This window comes from Streptomyces sp. NPDC055189 (genome assembly GCF_053606765.1).
In genome coordinates this window covers 142,072-163,046 of the sequence record NZ_JBSGSG010000014.1, presented here as the reverse complement: position 1 = coordinate 163,046, position 20,975 = coordinate 142,072, and the positions used below count along the sequence as shown (strand labels likewise).

The window sequence follows — 20,975 nt, the reverse complement described above, 5'->3', positions numbered from 1 at the left end:
GTCGGCGGCCTGGTCATGCTCGGCCGCCGTCCACGGCGCCCGCTCCTGGTTGCCACGCTGGCCACCGTTGGCTGGTCGCTGCCGTCTGCCGCTCTGGCCACGGGCCGATCGCTGCCGTGGGTGTGCGGCACCACGCTGGTCGCCGGCGCGGGATCGGCGATCTGCGGCACGCTGTACGCGACCGCCACCCAGCGTCAGGTTCCGCCGGGCATGCTCGCCCGGGTCAACGCCTATGCCTCCTTCGGGGCCTTCGCACTCGGCCCGCTGGCGCTGGCCGCCGCCGGACCGGTCTCCGCACTGGTCGGCACGGCGGCAGTCCTGGGTTTCGGCGCGGTGTGGCAGCTCGCGGCCGTTACCGTCGTCCTGACGCTTCCCTCCATCCGGGCGGGGCTTCCCGTGCCACCTCCGGAGGCAGAGCACACGCCACCGGCCGCATGCCACCACGGCGGGCCGGCGCCTACGCTCGGCACGCCGGAAGCCGACTGATTGCGCGACCTGCGCCATAAGCCCGACCCGCCATCGGAGCGCCGGAATCCAGCTGTCCGTAATGCGCCGCGAGCCGACAGTCGAAGTCCGCCTCACATATCAGACGACGCCCCCGCTCCGGCAGCATGAGAGAGCAGGGGCGCCACGGTCGGCGGCGAGGGCCTCAGGGGCCGGCTCGCCGTCGCCCGGTTCAGGGGCCGGCTCCGCGTACAGCACGCGCCCCAGGGAGCCTTCGGGGTGCTGCGACAGGGGCACGACCCCGAGGTCCGACAAGCACGGCGGACACAGGTAGATGACGCGACCGCCGCAGGAGACCATGGGCTCGAGGCCGACGGGGATCGGCTCGCTCGTGTCCTCGCGGCACTCCCGGCAGGTCTTGATCACCGCGGACACGCCGGCGCGCACGCCCACAACTCCGCAGTGATCGTCCTGCCGAAGCAGTCCCGGTACGTGACGCAGCCGAGCAACCGATCACGAAACAGGCGCCGGCCGCACAACGCGCACGCCTGCTCGGAGAGTTGCAGATTGCTCAGTGTCTTCGGATCGGGAAGCACGCCAGGGCGGACCACGCTTACCTTCACTGCGTCCGCTCCGGGGCCGGGTGGCTCACCTCGTGCACGCTCGCACGAAGGATCTCGTCCCCCTGCGCCTTGCGGACGCGGGCGGGGTCAGCATCCCACTCTCGGCCCCCGCCCGGCGGGCGCAGTTGCAAATACGGGCCTTCATGCCCCATCACACGGCCCAGACGCTGCCGCCGCACGTCGATGACCAAGACGCCGACCGGATACTGCTCGATGATCTCGGAGTCCGTGCCCTCACTGGCTCGCTGCTGGCTAAGGTCCGTCATTCCGGTCTGCTCTCATATCGGCCATGCCTCGGGGCCGTTCGCGCGGTCGCCCCGGGCTTCTTGATCGCACCAGGATCCTGTGGAATCGACGCAGTCTCGATCCCCCGCCGGTAATCTCACGGTGGGATGGTTCTCCATTCCGTGGGCGATACCGGGGGCCATCGTGCCGACAACACTGGAACCGATCGAGTTGCCCGACTGGGCATGGGAACAGGCCGAGGTCAGGAAGGCTCTGAGGGCGCGCGACATGGGTGCCGTGTTTCGTCATGTGCAGCAGTACACGGGCGCGAGCCAATCCAGGATCGCCACCGCGGCAGGCATGACTCAGGCCCGAGTCAACGAGATCATCAACCGCCGTCGCGAGGTAACCCGCCTCGACGTGTACGAGCGCATCGCCGATGGTCTGCACATGCCTGACGACGCACGCCACCTACTCGGCCTCGCCGCGAGCCGGGAGCAGAAGGTCGGCGGGGCTGCCTTCGACCTCGCGGCGTTTCCCGAGGTCGTGCGCGTGTACGCAACGCAAAGCTCGGCAGCCAGAGAGATCCGGAGAGATCCGGGAGCAGGCGGGTGCCGCAATGGAGGTGGATGTGCTCGCCGTGCGCGGGCTCGGCTTGATCGGGCTGAACGACAGCCTTCTCCGCGGTTGCCTCGTGCGCGAACAAGGCCACGACCGCAAGGACCTTCGAATCCGGGTCGCCCTGCTTGATCCGGACAGTGACGCTCTCACCCGGCGAGCGGCCGAGATCGGAGAGTCCGCTGAGTCGCTGTCGGGCGGAGTCCGATTGACGGAGGCCAGACTGCGAGAGCTTGCCGAGGTCCGCGACGTCCAGGTGTACCGGTACTGCATGCTGCCCACTTGGCGGCTCATCCGTATCGACTCCACCATGTTCGTCAGCGCCTTCGACGCGGGATGGGAGGGCCACGAATCAGCAACGTACAAGGTCATGGAGACACCGCACGGGCCGCTGTTCCGGGGGTTTCGCAGGATGTTCGAAGCGGTGATCGACAGCGGGCGCCGCGCGGTGTGACGGGAAGGGGAACCACTCGTGATCGAAGCGGAGTTGAAGGCCAGAGTTCACGCTCCTGAGGCTGTCATGCGGCATCTCGAAACACTCGCCGCAGCCCGCGTCGAGGTCTATCGGGACACGTACTACGACCGCCCCAATCGCACTCTGGAACAGGGTGGAGAGGAACTGCGGGTACGGACCGTCCACGGCTCGGAAGGAACCCGCACGGTTCTCACGTTCAAGGGCGAAGCCGTCGACACGGCCTCCGGCTCAAAACCCGAGTACGAAACTCACGTCGACGATGCCGCTGCCGTGCACGCCATTCTGCGCGGGCTGGGGTACGTCGAATTCATCGCCTTCGAAAAGCGCTGCCGCAACTACGTATTTGAGGCACGTAACAGACGGATGCTGGCCACTCTGGTCCGCGTGCCGGAAATCGACGGAACCTTTCTGGAAATCGAGACCCTTGTAGACGCGAGCGACGTGACTCCGGCCCTTGACGATATCCGAGCCACTCTCGTCGAACTCGGCATCGGCGCGGAAAACTTGACGAGAGAGCTCTACACGGACGCAGTCGCCGCACAGCGCAAGGGCTGACGGGCAGCAGGACCGATACGGGATGCGATGGCGACGGGCGTCGGCTGCGGGCCCTTGGAAGTGAAGGTTACGGTCACCTACCTGGCCACGGGCGTGGCGTCGGCCCCAAGCGGCGCGGGCAGCCAGGTGTTTGGTCCGGGAGGACCCCGAGCACACGGCTGACCTCGTCCGGCTCATGCATCATGCGCTGGGATATGTTGCACTCCGTGGAACGGATCTTGGTGGTGGGCGTCACGGGTGCGGGTAAATCGACGTTGGCCCGCGTTCTGAGCAGTCGTCTGGGCCTGCCCTACAGCGAGATGGATGCGCTGCACTACAACGGCCCCAATTGGGCCACAAACAACAGGCTCGCCGAGGACGTATCAAAACTGGCGTCCGGATCGCGCTGGATTTTTGACTCCCTCGGAACTCCTGAAATCCGTGATCTGCTGTGGGTGCGGGCCGACACGGTGATCTGGCTGGACTATCCCAAACGTGTCGTCATGCCCCGAGTCCTGCGCCGGTCCTTGCGCCGCACCGTGACGCGGGAGGTGCTCTTCAGCGGTAACCAGGAGACCTGGAGGGACTGGCTGAGCCGGGAACATCCGGCCTGGTGGGCCTGGTCCCAGCACGCGACACGCCGCCGCGATATCGGGCGCCGGATCCACGACCCGCGCTTCGCCCCACTCAACACGCTCCGCTTCAGCCACCCCAGCGACGCCGACTCCTGGCTGGCGTCCCTCTGATGCGGTACCGGCGGATCGAAGGTGCGGCCAGCTGGGCGGAGGGGCTGGGGCCTCTACTCCGGCCCCTTCCAGTCCGGTGCACCTTTCGATTGCCCCAATCTCGGTGGCGCGGTGACTTCACCAGCAGGGTGCTGCGTAGTCGGGGGGGCGGATCACTCCCGTGCGGGTGTGCTCCGGGGCAGCGGCAGCGAGTATGTCCAGCACCTCCTGAGTGGGGGCAGGCATGAGAACCGCTGTGTGCCCTGGCGTCCCACGGCCTGGTGGTCGGTGACGAACGGCCTCATCGCGTGCTCGTAGGACGTGAACGCCGCCGTGTGGTTGCCGCGGGCCCGAGCCAGCTCGCCGGCCAGTGCGTACGCGCCGATGAGTGCCTGGGACGTGCCGCATCCCCAGGTGGGGGCCACGCAGTAGCCGGAGTCACCGAGGAGGACGACTCGGTCCTTGCTCCTGGTGTGCAACACGACTTGGGCATTGGCGTCGAACCAGACGTCCTCGGCTCTCCGCGTCTCCGTCAGGAGGCGCGGGATCTCCCAGCCCTCACCGACGAACGGTTCAGTACCGATGTGTTGCAGCTCGCCGGTCTCGTGGCGGTCGTACGAAGCGCTCCTCGGGGCCGAAGGCCAGCGCCCGGGTCCGCGAGTGCAGGTCTGAGGCTCACGGACCCAAAGCCGGGAACCGGGGCCGGCACGCCACCGTGCCGGTCCCGACGACGTCAGTCGCCGTGGCTGAACACGCCGTGGAAGTCGAACGGAATGGCATGCGGGACCTCCGCCCGGGCCACTTCGTGAAATGTGCGGGCGTCGAGGACGAGCAGGAAGGAGGTGCGTGCCGCGGTGTCCAGCACGAGCGACAGCACGACCCCGGCGTCCTCGGTGTACTCGGCGGTCTCGGCGGTCTCGCTCTCCTTGGTCCGCTCGCTGGCGGGAGCAGGCACGAACACGGGCTCGCCCGGATAGCGGTCTGCCTCGGACCAGATTTGTGTGGCACCACTTGTCACGTCGAGCTTGACGAGCTGGTTGACGAAGTCGTCACCGCGTCCGTCGCGGGCGCCGACGCCGTACACGTAGCGGTAGGGCGATCCGTTGTGCCGTTCGTAGGCGATGCGCGGCATCTCCAGCGCCTCGTCCGACAGCCGCTCGATGCCCACCCGGTCGTTCGTCGGATTGATCCGGCAGCGGGTGGGCCACGCGAGGGGCATGTTGCCGGCGTCGCGTATACGGTCGAGGTAGAGCGCCTTGATGATGGAGGCGTCCTCGTAGGCACAGAGGTCCACGACCAGCTCGTCGCCGTCGTCGAAGGCGTTGATGTGGTGGAAGGCGAAGAGCGCCGGACCCCCGTACTCGCCGCGGACACTGCCGTCGCGCAAATCCATGACCGTGAAGCGGGTGCCGCGTTCGGGTTCCCAGCGGTAGTTCTCGATGAACGGACGGCCGCTCAGCAGGATGCTCAGCGGGGTCACGACGAACGGGAACTCCACCAGGACGGCGTACTTCCCGGTGATCGCGAAGCTGTGCATGTAGGAGGGGTGGACCACCTTGCGCGAGCCGATCACCTCGCGGGCCAGGCCGGAAGCGCGCTGGCGGTAGAGGCGGTATTCACTGGTCCGGGAGAAGTGCAGCAGGTAGTTGACCAGGTCGCCGGTTGCCGGGTCCTGGTGCGGGTGGGCCGTGGTCAACTGCCCGCTGAGGCCGTCCTGGTAGCCCACCACTCCGGCGGTCGCCAGGGTGTCCGGGTCGAATGCGACCGGCAGCGGCGCCTCGGTCATGGCCACCCAACGGTCCCCGAAGCGGGCGACGTTGACATTGGCGTTCGTCACGGGCTTGCGGACGAACCGTGTGAAGAACCGGCCGAACAGCGAACGGCACGGATCGGTCGCGAACTCCGGATAAGAGATGCGCCCCGACTCTGCCATGGAGCGGTGGCTCGGCGTGTCGAGAAAGCGGTTCGCATAGCCCACCCGGCCGGCCTCGAACGTGAAGCGGTGCACCATGGCCTGCCCGTCGAACCAGTGGCGCACACTGCGCTCACCCGCCTCGTAGCGGGCCGGGCCGTTGCGCAGCAGCCTGCCCGTCAGCCAGCCGGGCAGGCTCCCCTTGACGGGCAGATCGGCAACGTCGATCTCCGTGTGCAGGCTGCGGAAACCGACGGTGAAGTCGGCGGCGGACGGCGTAGTGCCCATGACCAGCTCCCGGTACTCATCGGCAGTGCGACCTTGCGGGCCGCAATCCCTTCGACCGAAGCACCGCCCCCGTAAAGCGTCAAGGCACATCCGTCACCGGCCGCTCCGCACGCCGGACAAGGGCGCCCGCCCTGCCCCGCATGCACCGCGCCCCCCTCATCGACCAGCCCGACGGGGGCCACACCGCCTGGCGGCCGTGACCCGCGGTCAGGGCACCCGTGCCACCACCGCGTACATCCCGCTCGGCTCGGGCCGCGGTGCGGGTTGCGCACGGAACCACTCGGGGGCCGTCACCAGGCCGGGCTCGACGGGCTCCAGACCCTCGACAAAGCGGATCGTCTCCTCGCGGGAGCGGAGCGCGAGCGTCATACCGCTCCTCGCGTACTGCTCGGTCGCCTGCTCCGCCACCTCGGGGAAGATGTCGTTGGAGGCGTGCGAGAGCACCAGGTGGCTGCCGGAGGGCAGGGCCGAGACCAGCGTGGCGACGATGCCGTACGGGTCCTGCTCGTCCGCGACGAAGTGCATCAGCGCGATCAGCGAAAGACCGATCGGACGGCTGAAGTCCAGGACGGTGCGGGCGTGTTCGAGGATCGCCTCCGGCTCACGCACGTCGGCCTGGACGTAATCGGTTTCGCCTTCGGGGCTGCTGACCAGCAGGGCCTCCGCGTGGCGCAGCACGATGGGGTCGTTGTCGGTGTAGACGACCTTCGCGGCCGGCGTAATGCGCTGCACGATCTGGTGCAGATTGGGCGCGGTGGGGATACCGGCGCCGATGTCGAGGAACTGGTCGATGCCCAGCCCCGCGAGATGGGCGGCGGCCCGGTTCATGAACGCGCGGTTCTGCAGGGCGCCGATGCGCACCTCGGGCGGCAGCTTCTCGCCCACTGCCTCGTCGACGGGGTAGTTGTCCTTGCCGCCGAGCAACCAGTCGTAAACCCGTGCAGGGTGCGCCTGACTGGTGTCGATGCGAGGGCGGGGTGAGGGTGCCGTCATGGGCGGGCTCCATCGTCGCGGGGAGGCAGGCGGGTGGCTGGCGTTGAGTAGTGTGTCATATCAACTTGCCTTGATATATGCGTTGTTGGCGCTTGCAGCGCCTGCCAGAGGTATCCGCGGTGGCCTTGCTGTTCGAGCAAATCGGTGGTGAAGACGGCTGTCCGCCGGGGCCCGGGGCCGTACCCTCCGGGTCCCGACGGACTGCGGTGTGCCTACAGCGCGGGGTAGGCGTTCTTCATGAGCTCCTGGAACTGGGCGGAGAACCAGTGCCCGGAGACCGGTGCGTTGGGCAGTGCCCCGGACATGTGGTTGTTGTTGCGCGGGTTGCCGGTGTACGTCGGGTCGCACATGCGGTCAAAGCCCTTGCCCTCGTCGTTGTCGATGGCGGTGCTCGAACCGTCGGACTCGCCCGGCGGCTTCATCCACACATAGGCGTCGATGCCGGTGGCCGGGTTGGCCTGCGGCCGCTCGCCGAGGCCGGCGCCCGACTGGTTGCACCAGTTGCCCAGGTGGATACGGCGGTCATAGCGCCCGCCGTCCACGTACGTGTCGACGTCCGTGGTGGCGCCGGGTCCGGCGGGCCGTGCCGTGCCGCCCCAGCCGTTGCGGGAGGTGTCGATCAGCATGCCGAGGTTCTGGTCGAAGCCGAGCGAGACCAGCTTGGTGCGCATGGCCTGGGCGTAGGACAGTTCGTCGGTGTAGCGGTTCCAGTCGACCCACTTGGACTCGCGCACCGACTTGCCCGCGACGCTGTCGCCGATGGCGAAGTTGTTCTCCTTGAGTGCGCTGTAGTTGGCCGTGTTCACGATGAAGCCGTGGACGTCGGACAGCTTCGCGCCGTTGCCGGATGCGGCCGTCTTGAACAGCTCGGCGGAGGCGCCGAAGTTGTCGTCCCAGCCGAGCCAGCCGTGGTGGCCCGCGTCGATGTAGTTGTAGACGTTCTTGATGTCACCGAGCTTGTCGAGGGCGTAGCCGACGCCCTTCTGGTAGTTGCCGTTGGCCTTCATCACGTCGCAGTTGGGCGTGGCCGTGGGCCGGCCGGAGACGTTGGTGACGAGGTTGGGCAGCGAGTCGATCTCGATCGTGGTGACGATGCGCAGGCCGGCGTACTTGGGGTCGGCGAGGATCGCGGCGATCGGGTCGATGAAGTCCGTCTTGTACTTGTCGATCTCCGTCGGGCCGAGTTCGCCGTTGGACGCCAGGGCGGCGCAGTCGCGGCCCGGCAGGTCGTAGACGACGAGTTGGACGACTTCTTCGCCGCTGCCCTTCTGGGCGAGGGCCGCGTCGAGGTGGTCGCGCAGGCCCATGCCGTCGCCCACGCCGTTGATGGCGGCGATGCGGTCGAGCCAGACGCCGGTGGGCTGGCTCGCGATGCGGGAGCCGCCGGTCTCGGCCTTGGCCTTGGCGGACCACTCCGGGTTCACGTACACCTTGGCGCCGGCGTACGGGTTGTCGACGCGGTCACCGGGTTCGGTCGGGTCCGTGGGATCGGTGGGGTCGGTCGGGTCGGTGTCTCCGTTGCAGGTGACGCCGTTCAGCTTGAAGGCGGTCGGCAGGGCGTTGCTGCCGCTGTAGGTGCCGTTGAAGCCGAACGAGGCGGAGCCGCCGGTGGCGAGCGTGCCGTTGTAGGAGGCGTTCTTGGCGGTGACGGCGGCGCCGGACTGGGAGATGTCGGCGTTCCAGCCGTTGGTGACCTTCTGGTTGCCCGCGTAGGACCAGGTGAGGTTCCAACTGTTCACCGCGGCGCCGTTGTTGGTGACGGTGACGGCGGTGGTGAAGCCGCTCCCCCAGTCGTTCTGCACCTTGTAGTCGACGCTGCAGGCGGCAGCCGCGGCCCCGGCGTCGTCGGGCATCGCGGCGGCGGTGCCGACGCAGGCGGCGCCGGTGAGGGCGAGGGCGGTGAGCACGGCGGTGCCGGCTCTCGATCTGAATCGGCTCATGAGTTGCGGTGTCCCTTTCCTGAGGTGAGCAGGGTCGTGCGTGATGGGCTGGTCGTACGTGCAGGGCTGGTCGTACGTTGCGAGCCGGCCGTACGGTGCCGGGCGGTCGTGGTCATCCGTTCACGCTGCGCAGGTGATCGCGCAGGCCGGTCCCGAACGCGGTCGGTGTGCCGTCGTAGGAGCTGATGAGAGACGGTCCGGAGGAGCAGTCCCAGGTGTTCCAGGTCCAGCCGAGGTAGGACTGCTTGCGGTCGTCGAACCACTTCATGACGCGGTCGATGAACCCGTGCGAGCAGGTGTTCTCGCCGATCTCCCCGGCTACCAGCGGTACTTGGGCGGCGACGGGCGCGAGCGTGGAGTCCCAGCAGCTCTCGGTGGCACAGGTGTTGAAGTTGTAGACGTGCCAGGCCGCGGCGAGATTGCCCGCCGGGTCCGAGGGCCGGTGCGCGAGCCACTGGCCCAGATCGTTTGAGTAGGCAAGGCCGCCCGCCAGAATCACGTTCTTGGCGCCCGTGGAACGGACGGAGTCGACGAGGTCCTGCATGCCGGCGACTTCGTAGCCGATGCCGGGGCAGGTGCCGCCGTCCTTCCAGCAGGCCCACGCGTCCGAGAGGTTCGAGGTCGCGCGGTCCGGATACGGCTCGTTGAAGAGGTCGAAGACGACCGTCGGATCGTCCTTGTAGGCGCCGGCGACCGACGACCAGAAGCCGGGTGCGTAGCGGGCGTCGGGCATCGGCTTCTGGCAGGTGGCGTGGATGTCGCCGCAGCCCGCCGAGTTCCCGGTGTACTGACCGTACGACCAGTGCATCTCCAGGATCGGCGTCATGCCGTGGGCCTTGACCTTGGTGACCAGCTCCTTGATGGCGGTTTGGTAGTTGGCGCCCGCGTACTCGGGCTTGATGTTGTCCAGGCCCAGCCAGCACTCCTCGTTGAGCGGGATCCGGACGGCGTTGGATTTCCAGTCGGCGATGGCCGCGACGGACGCGTCGTCGACCGGGCCGTCGAAGATCCCGTAACCCTGTACGCACATGAACTCGGCGCCCGAGCGGTTCACGCCCAGGATCCGGCGGGTGGCACCTGAGGCGTCGACGAGCTTGTTCCCGGAGACCTTCAGGGCCGGGGCTTCACCGTCGCCGCCCGGATCGGTCGGGTCTGTCGGGTCCGTGGGGTCCGTCGGATCGGTCGGGTCGGTGTCGTCGGTGTTGCAGGTCGTGCCGTTGAGCTTGAAGGCCGTCGGTACGGTGTTGGCGCCCGACCTCGATCCGATGAACCCGGCCGAGACGCTGCCGCCGGAGGGCAGCGCACCGTTCCAGGACTCGTTGGTCGCGGTCACGGCCGTGCCGGCCTGCGACCACTTGGCGGACCAGCCCTGTGTGACCTTCTGTCCGTCGGCGAAGGCGAAGGTCAGGCTCCAGCTGTCCTTGGCCGCACCGTTGTTGGTGACCTTCACCGCGGCCTGGAAGCCGCTGTCCCACTGTCCGGTGACGGAGTACTCCACCGTGCAGGCGGGGGCGGCCGCGGACGCGGCGTCGGCCCGGGGAGCGAGCGTGGCCGCCGAGACGACGACGCACGCGAGCAGGGTTGCTTGTAATGCGTGACGCGGGGGGTGGCGCATGAGCGACTCCTTGCAGCTCGGGCGCGACCGGCACAAGGCCGGCGCGTCGACTGATGGAACCGCTCCCACTGGTTGCTGGTGGACTGTAGAGAAGGAACTGCCGTCAAGCAACAGAGGAGTTCCGAATTTTCTTCTGTCGAATTAATTCGACTCTTCAAGCCTCTTGACCCTCAATTCCCCCGTCCCCATCCTTGGGAGCGCTCCCACTGGTTCACAGGTTGTGACGCCACATCACAACCCCACCCCTCGCTCTCCGAGTCGCAAGGAGGAACCAGGGTCATGCCACAAAGACGGGCCCGGCGGCTGTGGACCGCTGTCGCGGCCACCCTGGCACTACCGCTCGCCACCCTCACCGCACTGCCAACTACCGCTCAGGCAGCGGCAGTTGAGTGCAGTGTGGACTACAAGACCAACGACTGGGGCTCCGGCTTCACCGCCGACCTGACGATCACCAATCGCGGCGCCACGGCGATCGACGGATGGGCCCTGACCTACAACTACAGCGGCAACCAGAAACTGGCCAACGGCTGGAACGCGACCTGGTCGCAGTCCGGAAAAGCGATCACCGCGAAAAGCCTCTCGTACAACGCGAAGATCGCACCCGGAGCCGCCGCCACCGCAGGCGCGCAATTCACCTACAGTGGCGCGAATTCAGCGCCCACCGATTTCGCCGTCAACGGCACCACATGCGCGGGCGCCCACCAGCCGCCGATCACCGTGCTCACCAGCCCCAAGGCCGGCGCGGTCTACTCGGCCGGCGACGCCGTCCCGCTCGCCGCCACCGCCGCGGCGGCCGACGGAGCGAGCATCGACAAGGTCGAGTTCTACGACGACACGACCCTGCTCGGCACGGACACCACCGCCCCGTACGGGCTCAGCGCGGACACTCTGGCGGCCGGGACGCACTCCCTGTACGCGAAGGCGTACGACAGCCAGGGCGCGTCCGGCGAGTCGACGCCGGTCGGCATCACGGTCGCGGCGGGACCGGCCCTGGTCGCCACCCCGAGCCAACTCGGCGTCCAGCAGGGCAAGTCCGGCACCTTCGACGTGAAGCTGTCGACGCAGCCGGCGTCGAACGTCACGGTCGCGACGGCCCGCACGAGCGGCAACACGGGTCTGTCCGTCTCCTCCGGCGCGAGCCTGATCTTCACGCCATCGAACTGGAACACCGCACAGAAGGTGACCATCGCGGCTGATTCCTCCGGCACGGGCGCGGCCACCTTCAGCGTGACGGCCCCGGGCCACACCAAGGCCGCGGTCACGGTCACCCAGCTCGCCGCGTCCAAGACGTACGACGCGCGCTTCCTCGACCTCTACGGGAAGATCACCAACCCGGCGAACGGCTACTTCTCGCCGGAGGGCGTCCCCTACCACTCGGTCGAGACACTGATCGTCGAGGCGCCCGACCACGGCCACGAGACGACGTCGGAGGCCTACAGCTACCTCCTGTGGCTCCAGGCGATGTACGGCAAGGTCAGCGGCGACTGGTCGAAGTTCAACGGCGCGTGGGAAATCATGGAGAAGTACATGATCCCCACCCACGCCGACCAGCCGACGAACTCCTCCTACAACGCCTCCAAGCCCGCGACGTACGCGCCCGAGCACGACCTGCCCTCCCAGTACCCGGCCAAACTCGACCCGTCGGTCTCCGTCGGCAGCGACCCCATTGCCGCTGAACTGAAGAGCGCGTACGGCACGGACGACATCTACGGCATGCACTGGCTGCAGGACGTCGACAACGTCTACGGCTACGGGAACGAACCCGGCAAGTGCGAGGCGGGCCCGACCGCCACCGGCCCCTCCTACATCAACACCTTCCAGCGCGGCGCGCAGGAATCGGTGTGGGAGACGGTGCCGCAGCCCACCTGCGACGCCTTCAAGTACGGCGGCAAGAACGGGTACTTGGACCTGTTCACCGGTGACTCCTCCTACGCCAAGCAGTGGAAGTTCACCAACGCCCCGGACGCCGACGCGCGTGCGGTGCAGGCCGCCTACTGGGCGAACCTGTGGGCCAAGGAGCAGGGCAAGGGCTCCGACATCTCGGCGACCGTCGGCAAGGCCGCCAAGATGGGCGACTACCTGCGCTACTCGATGTACGACAAGTACTTCAAGAAGGTCGGCAACTGCACCGGCCCGACCACCTGCCCGGCCGGCACCGGCAAGGACGCCTCGCACTACCTGATGTCCTGGTACTACGCCTGGGGCGGCGCGACCGACACCTCGGCGGGCTGGTCCTGGCGCATCGGCTCCAGCCACACCCACGGCGGCTACCAGAACCCCCTCGCCGCCTACGCCCTCTCCTCGGCCGCCGACCTGAAGCCCAAGTCGGCCACGGGACAGGCCGACTGGGCCAAATCGCTCGACCGGCAGCTGGAGTTCTACCGCTGGCTGCAGTCGGACGAGGGCGCCATCGCCGGCGGCGCGACCAACAGCTGGGGCGGCAGCTACAGCACCCCTCCGTCCGGCACGCCGACGTTCTACGGCATGTACTACGACGAGGCGCCCGTCTACCACGACCCGCCCTCCAACCAGTGGTTCGGCTTCCAGGCCTGGTCGATGGAGCGCGTGGCCGAGTACTACCAGCAGACGGGCGACGCCGACGCCAAGTCGGTCCTGGACAAGTGGGTCGACTGGGCCCTGTCCGAGACCACCGTCAACCCCGACGGCACGTTCCGGATCCCCTCCACGCTGAAGTGGTCGGGCAAGCCCGACACCTGGAACGCCTCAAGTCCCGGCGGGAACGCAGGCCTGCACGTCACGGTCGCCGACTACACCAACGACGTCGGTGTCGCCGCGGCCTACGCCAAGACCCTGACGTACTACGCCGACAAGTCCGGTGACACACAGGCGAAGACGACGGCGAAGGCGCTGCTGGACGGCATGTGGGAGCACAACCAGGACGCGCTGGGCATCGCGGTGCCCGAGACCAGGGCCGACTACAGCCGGTTCGACGACCCGGTCTACGTGCCCGGCGGCTGGACGGGCACGATGCCCAACGGCGACAAGATCGACTCCTCGTCCACGTTCTCCTCGCTGCGCTCCTTCTACAAGGACGACCCCAACTGGTCGAAGGTGGAGGCCTATCTGGCGGGCGGCGCGGCGCCGACGTTTACGTACCACCGGTTCTGGGCCCAGGCGGACATCGCGCTCGCCATGGGTTCGTACGCGGAGCTGCTGGAGTAAACGCCCCGCTGACGGCAGCTCCGTGCACACCGGGCCGGGCGGGCCCCCTCCCCGGGGTCCGCCCGGCCCTCGGTCGGCATGGACCATGCCTCGCCTCACCCCTTGGCAGTCGGCTCATCCCGGTCCGCGTCGAGCGCGGGCACCGAGGGGTGGGTGTGGGCGCTTTGCAAGAGCTTCGCGGCGCCGCGGACGGCCGCGGTGTGCGGGGCGGGGACCTGGCGTACGGGGGCGTGCAGCCGGTCGGCGAGAGGGTAGATGATCTCGGGTCGCAGCGCGCCCCCGCCGGCAAGCAGGGCGCCCCGCATCAGGGCATCGAGCGTCTGGGTGGTGCGGTCCTGTTCCAGCATGGTGGTGGTCATCGAGACGATCGCCTCGGTGATCTGTTCCGGCGGCGTGCGGCGGTCCAGGTCGCTGGTGCCCAGAGCGGTGTGCCGGGCGTCGACCACCGCGCCGTCGGCGAGCAGTGTCACCTCGGTGAGGTGGGCGCCGATGTCCACCACAAGCAGGGGACGGCTCAGGTCGGCGTCCGCGGCCATGGCCACGGCGCGCGCGGTGGGAACGGTCAATACCGAGCGCGCACCCAGACCTTCGACCGCGGTACGGGCTTCGGCGCGGTAGGCCATGCCGCCCAGTACGGGCGTCGTCAGGATGAGCAGGGGGCGGCCGAAGCGGGGCAGGCGGTGACCGAGCAATCGGTCGAGCATGCGGGCGGTTCCGGGGGTGTCGACGATGGTGCCGCGCTGGATGGGATAGGCCGCACCGGCGCCGGGGAAGGTGATCGTGGGCACGTCGAGGATCATGCGCCGCCCGGACGTCCAGGCCCGGGTGCGGGCGCTGCCCAGGTCGAGGGCGATGCCGAAGCACTGCCGGCACCAGGGCCACGAGCGGTGGCGGGCCGGCACGCGGTCGCGACGGGACGGGGTGGTCACCGGCCGGCCTCCCTGACCTGCTGACAGCGTGCGCAGTAGCGCGCCTGCGGCACGATCATCAGTCGCTCGCGGGCGATGGTTCCGCGGCACAGGTGACAGGATCCGTAGCTGCCGTGGTCCATCCGCTCAAGAGCCGCCTCGACGTCGGCGAGGACCATGCGGGCCGAGGCGGTGAGCTTGACGTGGACTTCCAGCCGGGAGGAGCTCTGCCGGGCGCGCAGCGCGTCAGTGCGGGTCGCGCCGGCGACCGAGAGCTGCTGGAGCTGTTCCCGGCGGAAGAGGCGTTGTTCGTGGAGGTTCTCGCGCAGCGCGGCGAGGATCTCGGTCGACAGAGTGGTCTCGCGGTCGATGATCTGGTGGTTCACCGATTCACCCCTTGGGCAGGGCGGAAGGAGGGGCTGGCAGGGCTCGAAGCCCAGGGTCGTCGGTGGTCAGGCGACGCCGCGCTGGCAGGGGACGCAGAACGGGGTGTAGGGCAGAATTTCCAGCCGCTCGACGGGAATGGCCGCGGTGCAGTTCCGGCAGAGGCCGTAACTGCCGTCCTGTACGCGGGCGACAGCGGCCTCGACTTCGGTGAGGACGCGCAGGACCGCTTCTTTCTGCGTCGACATCATCTGGTCCTCTGCTTCCGGACCGGCCTCGTCGATGGCCCGCAACTGGGTGAGACGGGTGGCGCGTTCGTGCTCGAGGCGCTGGAGGGCCTCGTGTGCCGACAGCCGCTCGACGGGGGCTTCGGTCCGGGGCACATCGAGTGACATGGCGGTTCCTTCTTTCAGCGGGTGGGTCGCGGACGGGCCGGGAAATCGGGAGGAGTCGCGGGCTGCGCTCCATGCCTCCACCGTGGCCGCTCCAGCGGGTAAAGCCCATCGGGCGCGATACCCATTTGCGGCTGTCCCCGGATCCGGGCCCATCACGGCGTGTGCAGACCAGGTCCGTGAAATGGGCACTGGAGCCCATCGACGTTCGTTCCAGAAGCGGGCAACCTGGACGGCAGCCCGGTCAAAACCAGTGGCTGCGGCTCACCCTCGGGGTGTGCGGTGACCGACCGTAGAGACGAACCCGTGTCACCCGGAGAAAGGCGTCATCCCGTTGTCCCTGTTCTGGCGGATCTTCGCGCTCAACGCGGTGGTGCTCGGAGGCGCCACCGCGCTGCTGCTGTGGGCGCCGGTGACCGTCTCCGTTCCGGTGGTCCTGACCGAGGCCGTCATCCTCGTCACCGGCCTGGGCGTCATGCTGGTCGCCAACGCCTCCCTGCTGCACATCGGCCTCGCCCCACTGGGGCGGCTCACCCGGCTGATGACCACCGTCGACCTGTTGCGCCCCGGCCACCGTCTGCCGGAGCAGGGCAGTGCGGAGACCGCCGAGGTGATTCGTACCTTCAACGCCATGCTCGAACGGCTCGAGCAGGAACGGGCCGCCAGCAGCGCCCGCGTCCTGCTCGCCCAGGAATCCGAACGGCGCCGCATCGCCCAGGACCTGCACGACGAGGTCGGCCAGACCATGACCGCGCTCCTGCTGGCCCTCAAGCGCGCATCGGACGAGGCGGACGAACCTCTGCGCGGGGAACTGCAACAGGCACAGGAGATCACCCGGGGCAGCCTGGACGAAGTACGCCGCCTGGTGCGCAGGCTGCGGCCTGGCGTACTGGACGACCTCGGTCTGATCAGCGCCCTGACCTCCCTGACCACGGAGTTCGCCACCCACGCGGGGCTGCGTGTGGTGCATCGCTTCGCCGCCGGTCTGCCGGCGCTGGACCAGCAGTCGGAACTGGTCCTGTACCGCGTCGCCCAGGAGGCCCTGACCAACGCGGCCCGCCATGCCGAGGCCGAACACGTCGAGGTGAGCCTGGAACACATGGACGAGGCGGTGGTGCTGAGCGTCGTCGACGACGGCCGCGGTACCGGGGTGGCCCGCGAGGGGGCGGGCATCCGCGGGATGCGCGAGCGGGCCCTGCTGAGCGGGGCCACTTTGGACGTCATCTCCCAGCAGCAGGCCGGTACGACGGTCCGGCTGACCGTGCCCCTCCTCAGGAAGCAGCCATGACCCAGCCCCACACATCCGCGATCCGTATCCTCCTCGCCGACGACCACGCGCTGGTACGTCGCGGGGTGCGGCTCATCCTCGACCGGGAGCCGGACCTCGAGGTCGTCGCCGAGGCCGGGGACGGGGCGGAGGCCATCGACCTGGTCCGCACCCACGAGGTCGATCTGGCGGTGATGGACATCGCCATGCCCCGGATGACCGGTCTGCAGGCGACCCGGGAACTCCTCGCGCTGAAACCCGGAGTGCGGGTGCTGATGCTGACGATGCATGACAACGAGCAGTACTTCTTTCAGGCGCTGAAGGCCGGTGCCAGCGGATATGTACTGAAGTCGGTGGCCGATCGCGACCTGGTGGCGGCATGCCGGGCCGCCATGCGTGACGAGCCCTTCCTGTATCCGGGCGCGGTCACGGCGCTCATCCGCAGACACCTCGACCGTGTCCGTCTTGGCGAGGAGCCTCCCGAGCAGGTGCTGACCGCGCGCGAGGAGGAGGTCCTCAAACTCGTCGCCGAGGGTCACTCTTCCAAGGAGATCGCCGAGATGCTCTACATCAGCATCAAGACCGTCCACCGCCACCGGGAGAACCTGCTGCACAAGCTCGGTATGCGCGACCGGCTTGAACTCACCCGCTACGCGATCCGCGTCGGTCTCATCGAAGCCTGACCCACCTGACTGCCCCAAGGCTCCGGCCGCCTACTCCCCGGTCGGGTCCTTGGGGCTCCCCGCCGGTTCCCGGCAGAGTGCCATCACGATGAAATGAGGGAGGGGGGAATGGCCCGCATCGCGCACACCGGTTCACGCAGGCGTGGCCCGGCGGCTTCACGCACGCGCGGCCCGGCGGCTTCGTGCAGCCGTGGCCCGGCGGCGATGTCGGCCGTCCTGCTCGCCGTCCTCATCACCTTGCTCGGCCCGTCTGTCGTCGGTGGCGAGCACCCCTGGCTGCCGGGCGGCACCGTGGTCGGCGCCGATACCGCTGCGCCGGCGGGAGCCATGCCGCGCGCAGGGCACCCGGCACCGAGCGATCCCTACGCAGAGCACGCACAGCACTCAGAACACGCAGAACCCACCGACTACACCGCCGCCGTGCGAAGCCACCGGGAGGCCACCGGCGAGCGTCATGCTCCGCCGCTCTCCGCCCCCGGCTCGTCACGTGGCCCCGCGAGCAACCCACTCCAGTTCACGCCCGCCCCGGCACCGGCGGCGTCCCCGCCTGCGTCGGCGTACCGGGCGCTCGGCCACGGGGTGCGCGCCCCGCCCCCGCCTTCCGGCATCCGAACTCCCCTTCTCCCTTCTTGACCGCGGCCACTGCCCTGGCCGCGGTGTGCCCGCCGGAGGCCTGCTGTGCCACGATCCACGCGCATCAGAGGGCTGATCGCCCTCGCTGTCGTCGCGCTGTCCCTGTATGTCGCGCTCACCGTCCCCGTCCACCTCGGACTCGATCTGCGGGGCGGCACCCAGATCGTGCTGGAAACCCGCCCCACCGCCGACACCCATACCGACAGCGATACCGACGGTGAGGCGACGGACCGCACCGTGGAGGTGCTGCGCGGCCGTATCGACGCGCTCGGTGTCGCCGAACCCACCATCACCCGCTCCGGCAGCGACCGGATCGTCGTCGAACTCCCCGGGCTGCAGGATCCGCGGGAGGCGGCCGACGTGCTCGGGCGCACCGCCCAGCTCACCTTCCACCAGGTCCTTGGCACGGCAGCCAACACCGATGACACGCCCCAACCACGGTCCGAACGGCCCCGCGAGCAAGTGCTGGCCGACGAGTCCGGCCAACCCCTGCGCCTGCAGGCGGCATCACTGACCGGCAAGGATGTCGAGAAGGCGGCCGCCCGCCTCGACCAGCAGGGTGGTGCCGGCTGGCATGTCACCGTCGACTTCAAGGGGTCGGGCAAGGACGGCTGGGCCCGGCTGACCGGCGAGGCCGCCTGTCATGCGGCCGGGGATCCGGCCCGCCGGGTCGCCATCGTCCTGGACGACAAGATCATTTCTTCGCCGCAGGTCGACCCCTCGGTGGCCTGCCGGACCGGCATCAGCGGCGGCTCCACCCAGATCACCGGAAGCTTCGACGACAGCGAAGCCAAGGAACTGGCTCTGCTCGTCAACGGCGGCGCTCTTCCGGTACCGGTCGAAACCGTCGAGCAGCGCACCGTCGGCCCCACCCTGGGAGCGGAGGCCATCACGGCCAGCACCTGGGCCGCCGTCATCGGCACCGCCCTGACCTCGTTGTTCATCATCGCCGTCTACCGGATCATGGGCGTTCTGGCCGCCGTGGCCCTGGCCTGTTACGGCCTCATCTCCTACGCCGCTCTCGCAGCCCTCGGCGCCACCCTCACCCTGCCCGGGCTCGCCGGGTTCGTCCTGGCCATCGGCATGGCGGTCGACGCCAACGTGCTCGTCTTCGAACGTGCCCGCGAGGAACACGCCACGCGGCTACGCCCCACCGTGCGCTCGTCGATGACCGCCGGATTCCGCAGAGCCCTCAGCGCGATCGCCGACTCCAACATCACCACCCTCATCGCCGCCGGCCTGCTGTTCTTCCTCGCCTCCGGCCCCGTGCGCGGGTTCGGCGTCACGCTGGGCATCGGCGTTCTCGCCTCCATGGTCAGCGCCCTGGTCATCACCCGCGCCCTCGCCGACTACGCCGTCGCCCGCCCCGGCCTGCGCCGCCGCCCCCACCTCACGGGCATCGCCCACACCGGAACCGTCCGCGACCGCCTCAGCCGCACCAACCCGAACCTGATGCGTCACCCGCGCCGGTGGCTGGCCGGCTCGGCGGTCGCCCTCGTCGTGGCGGCCTCCGGTATCGCCGTGCGCGGCCTCGACTTCGGTGTCGAATTCACCGGTGGCCGCCTCATCGAATACACCACGGCCACCCCCGTCGACACCGACCGGCTGCGCACCGCGCTCGCCGACGCCGGATTTCCACGGGCCGTCGTCCAGACCTCCGGCGAGAACCAACTCACCGTCCGTACCCACCAGCTGAGCAACGCCCAGGCGGCGACCATCACCGACACCGTCGGCGACCTGGCACGCCAGGCCGACAAGATCCGCGACGAAGCCATCGGACCCAGCCTCGGCAAGGAGCTGCGCCAAGGCGCCCTCATCGCCCTCCTCGTCGCCCTGGGCGCCCAGCTCATCTATCTCGCGGCACGCTTCCGCTGGCTCCTCGGAACCTCCGCTGTCGCCGCCCTCGCCCACGACGTCGTGATCCTCGTCGGCATCTTCGCCTGGCTCGGCAAGCCCATCGACGGCGTCTTCCTGGCCGCGCTGCTGACCGTCATCGGCTACTCCGTCAACGACTCCGTCGTCGTCTTCGACCGGATCAGGGAACTCGCCCGCGGTGACCGTGAGAAGCCCTTCTCCCACATCGCCAACCGGGCGCTCGTGCAGACCCTGCCCCGCACCGTCAACACCGGCATGGGCGCCGCATTCATCCTCACCGCGCTGGCCGTGCTGGGCGGCGAATCCCTGACCGACTTCGCCCTGGCCCTCCTCATCGGCCTCGTGGTGGGCACGTACTCCTCGATGTTCACCGCCACACCCCTGGCCATCGAACTGCACCGCCGCGCCTAGTGTCCTGCGCAAGCCCCGGTGGATGCGCGCAGCGAGGCGGGGCACCCATCACGGAGAAAGGACGGAGTACACGTGCTCGACCTGAGGCGGGGCCGCGAAATGCGGTCCGGCCAGGGCCCGCCACCGGGCGAAGCCGTCGGAGCCGCGGAAGCCGACGGTGTGATGTTCGACCGTCGCCCACTGGACCATGAGGCGGTAGCGGGCAGGGTGTTCGTGGCTGCGGAGCAGATCGACGCCGTGGCAGCCGTCGGCCGCGAGGAAGTGGGGCCGGGCCAGGGCGACGGCCTGCTCGAAGTCGTCCTCGTGGCCGGGCAGGACATCAATCTGCGCGATCTCGGTGATCATGGTGGTGTCTGCCTCTCCTCTTAGCGTTGCGCGGCGGTCTTGTCGTGCTCGGCGTCCACGCGCGCGGTGACTCCTGTCTCGACGAGGGTGCGCGTGGCGTCGACCGAAGCGTAGATCCACAGGATGCGCATGGGCGCGGTGTCAGAGGCGTTGCGGAAGCGGTGGGGGGTGCCGGCCGCGACGTACGTCGTGTCGAAGCGGGTCACTCGGTGCTCGGCCCCGTCGATTTCGACGATGGCGTCGCCTTCGAGGATGGTCACGCTCTCGGGACAGTTGTGGGTGTGCAGCGGGATGCCGGCGCCGCCGTCGAAAAGGGTCTGGCCGGTGAGGAACACCTCGGCGCCGACGGCCCGGGTGACCAGCGGGATGGTGCGTGCGCCGCCGCCGCGGCCGAAGGAGGGCAGTTCGGCGGGGCGCAGGACGGCGGGTGCGAAGGTGCCGCAGCAGGGCTGGTTGGCGTCGGCGGCGGTGTCGGTGGTGCGCATGGGCGGTTCTCCGTGTC

The 20,975-nt window shown here is 68.9% G+C and carries 20 protein-coding genes and 1 pseudogene; 9 read left to right on the top strand and 12 right to left on the bottom strand.

Annotated elements, in window-relative coordinates:
* Positions 1–486 (top strand): annotated as a pseudogene (locus ACWFR3_RS13825) (MFS transporter); the annotation flags it as partial.
* A gap of 99 nt (positions 487–585) precedes the next feature.
* On the opposite strand, the gene ACWFR3_RS13820 reads toward ACWFR3_RS13825, so the two are convergent.
* Together ACWFR3_RS13820 and ACWFR3_RS13815 are read right to left on the bottom strand one after the other, a co-directional pair.
* Positions 586–891: a hypothetical protein gene (locus ACWFR3_RS13820; RefSeq protein ID WP_453734757.1), complete on the bottom strand. Its 306-nt coding sequence runs from the start codon at positions 889–891 to the stop codon at positions 586–588.
* A 172-nt stretch (positions 892–1,063) separates the two neighbouring features.
* Positions 1,064–1,333, bottom strand: a complete 270-nt coding sequence (locus ACWFR3_RS13815; RefSeq protein ID WP_453734756.1) for a hypothetical protein — start codon at positions 1,331–1,333, stop codon at positions 1,064–1,066.
* A gap of 247 nt (positions 1,334–1,580) precedes the next feature.
* Between ACWFR3_RS13815 and ACWFR3_RS13810 the strand changes: the two genes are divergently transcribed.
* The 4 genes from ACWFR3_RS13810 (at position 1,581) to ACWFR3_RS13795 (ending at position 3,665) form a co-directional block, all read left to right on the top strand.
* Positions 1,581–2,042 (top strand): helix-turn-helix domain-containing protein, encoded by a 462-nt coding sequence (locus ACWFR3_RS13810; RefSeq protein ID WP_453734769.1) that lies wholly within the window; start codon positions 1,581–1,583, stop codon positions 2,040–2,042.
* A complete protein-coding gene (locus ACWFR3_RS13805; RefSeq protein ID WP_453734770.1) occupies positions 1,924–2,364 on the top strand; it encodes a hypothetical protein in 441 nt (146 codons plus the stop codon). The genes ACWFR3_RS13810 and ACWFR3_RS13805 overlap by 119 nt, the downstream gene beginning before the upstream one ends.
* Positions 2,365–2,382: 18 nt before the next feature.
* On the top strand, positions 2,383–2,940 hold the full coding sequence (gene cyaB, locus ACWFR3_RS13800) for a class IV adenylate cyclase (protein WP_453734755.1): 558 nt from the start codon (positions 2,383–2,385) through the stop codon (positions 2,938–2,940).
* Positions 2,941–3,146: 206 nt separating this feature from the next.
* Positions 3,147–3,665, top strand: a complete 519-nt coding sequence (locus ACWFR3_RS13795; RefSeq protein WP_453734754.1) for an adenylate kinase — start codon at positions 3,147–3,149, stop codon at positions 3,663–3,665.
* A 152-nt stretch (positions 3,666–3,817) separates the two neighbouring features.
* Here ACWFR3_RS13795 and ACWFR3_RS13790 read toward each other — a convergent pair whose 3' ends face one another.
* The 5 genes from ACWFR3_RS13790 to ACWFR3_RS13770 all read right to left on the bottom strand — a co-directional run bounded on the left by ACWFR3_RS13790 (position 3,818) and on the right by ACWFR3_RS13770 (position 10,392).
* Positions 3,818–4,126: a hypothetical protein gene (locus ACWFR3_RS13790; RefSeq protein ID WP_453734753.1), complete on the bottom strand. Its 309-nt coding sequence runs from the start codon at positions 4,124–4,126 to the stop codon at positions 3,818–3,820.
* 251 nt (positions 4,127–4,377) lie between these two features.
* Complete coding sequence (locus ACWFR3_RS13785) at positions 4,378–5,844, bottom strand: carotenoid oxygenase family protein (RefSeq protein ID WP_453734752.1); 1,467 nt, start codon at positions 5,842–5,844, stop codon at positions 4,378–4,380.
* Positions 5,845–6,051: 207 nt separating this feature from the next.
* Positions 6,052–6,837, bottom strand: coding sequence for an SAM-dependent methyltransferase (locus ACWFR3_RS13780; protein WP_453734751.1), 786 nt, complete (start codon positions 6,835–6,837; stop codon positions 6,052–6,054).
* A 212-nt stretch (positions 6,838–7,049) separates the two neighbouring features.
* Positions 7,050–8,777 (bottom strand): glycoside hydrolase family 6 protein, encoded by a 1,728-nt coding sequence (locus ACWFR3_RS13775; protein ID WP_453734750.1) that lies wholly within the window; start codon positions 8,775–8,777, stop codon positions 7,050–7,052.
* A gap of 112 nt (positions 8,778–8,889) precedes the next feature.
* A complete protein-coding gene (locus tag ACWFR3_RS13770; protein ID WP_453734749.1) occupies positions 8,890–10,392 on the bottom strand; it encodes a cellulose binding domain-containing protein in 1,503 nt (500 codons plus the stop codon).
* A 279-nt stretch (positions 10,393–10,671) separates the two neighbouring features.
* Between ACWFR3_RS13770 and ACWFR3_RS13765 the strand changes: the two genes are divergently transcribed.
* Positions 10,672–13,575: a glycoside hydrolase family 48 protein gene (locus ACWFR3_RS13765; protein ID WP_453734748.1), complete on the top strand. Its 2,904-nt coding sequence runs from the start codon at positions 10,672–10,674 to the stop codon at positions 13,573–13,575.
* 95 nt (positions 13,576–13,670) lie between these two features.
* On the opposite strand, the gene ACWFR3_RS13760 is transcribed toward ACWFR3_RS13765, so the two are convergent.
* From ACWFR3_RS13760 to ACWFR3_RS13750, 3 genes are all read right to left on the bottom strand, one after another.
* On the bottom strand, positions 13,671–14,504 hold the full coding sequence (locus ACWFR3_RS13760) for a rod shape-determining protein (protein WP_453734747.1): 834 nt from the start codon (positions 14,502–14,504) through the stop codon (positions 13,671–13,673).
* Complete coding sequence (locus ACWFR3_RS13755) at positions 14,501–14,869, bottom strand: TraR/DksA family transcriptional regulator (RefSeq protein WP_453734746.1); 369 nt, start codon at positions 14,867–14,869, stop codon at positions 14,501–14,503. The genes ACWFR3_RS13760 and ACWFR3_RS13755 overlap by 4 nt, the downstream gene beginning before the upstream one ends.
* A 66-nt stretch (positions 14,870–14,935) precedes the next feature.
* Entirely contained in the window at positions 14,936–15,262 is a 327-nt protein-coding gene (locus tag ACWFR3_RS13750) for a TraR/DksA family transcriptional regulator (protein ID WP_453734745.1), read from the bottom strand.
* Positions 15,263–15,593: 331 nt separating this feature from the next.
* On the opposite strand from ACWFR3_RS13750, the gene ACWFR3_RS13745 reads away from it, so the two are divergent.
* The 3 genes from ACWFR3_RS13745 to secD all read left to right on the top strand — a co-directional run bounded on the left by ACWFR3_RS13745 (position 15,594) and on the right by secD (position 20,128).
* The gene (locus ACWFR3_RS13745; RefSeq protein ID WP_453734744.1) at positions 15,594–16,547 is read left to right on the top strand and encodes a HAMP domain-containing sensor histidine kinase; all 954 of its coding nucleotides are present in this window, start codon (positions 15,594–15,596) and stop codon (positions 16,545–16,547) included.
* Positions 16,544–17,209, top strand: a complete 666-nt coding sequence (locus tag ACWFR3_RS13740; RefSeq protein ID WP_453734743.1) for a response regulator — start codon at positions 16,544–16,546, stop codon at positions 17,207–17,209. Before ACWFR3_RS13745 ends, ACWFR3_RS13740 begins: the two co-directional genes overlap by 4 nt.
* Before the next feature lie 678 nt (positions 17,210–17,887).
* Positions 17,888–20,128 (top strand): protein translocase subunit SecD, encoded by a 2,241-nt coding sequence (gene secD, locus ACWFR3_RS13735; RefSeq protein ID WP_453734742.1) that lies wholly within the window; start codon positions 17,888–17,890, stop codon positions 20,126–20,128.
* Positions 20,129–20,176: 48 nt separating this feature from the next.
* Here the strand turns inward: secD and ACWFR3_RS13730 are convergent, their stop codons facing one another.
* Together ACWFR3_RS13730 and ACWFR3_RS13725 are read right to left on the bottom strand one after the other, a co-directional pair.
* Positions 20,177–20,473 (bottom strand): antibiotic biosynthesis monooxygenase family protein, encoded by a 297-nt coding sequence (locus tag ACWFR3_RS13730; RefSeq protein ID WP_453734741.1) that lies wholly within the window; start codon positions 20,471–20,473, stop codon positions 20,177–20,179.
* A 20-nt stretch (positions 20,474–20,493) separates the two neighbouring features.
* Positions 20,494–20,958 (bottom strand): cupin domain-containing protein, encoded by a 465-nt coding sequence (locus tag ACWFR3_RS13725; RefSeq protein WP_453734740.1) that lies wholly within the window; start codon positions 20,956–20,958, stop codon positions 20,494–20,496.
* Positions 20,959–20,975 lie beyond the last annotated feature (17 nt).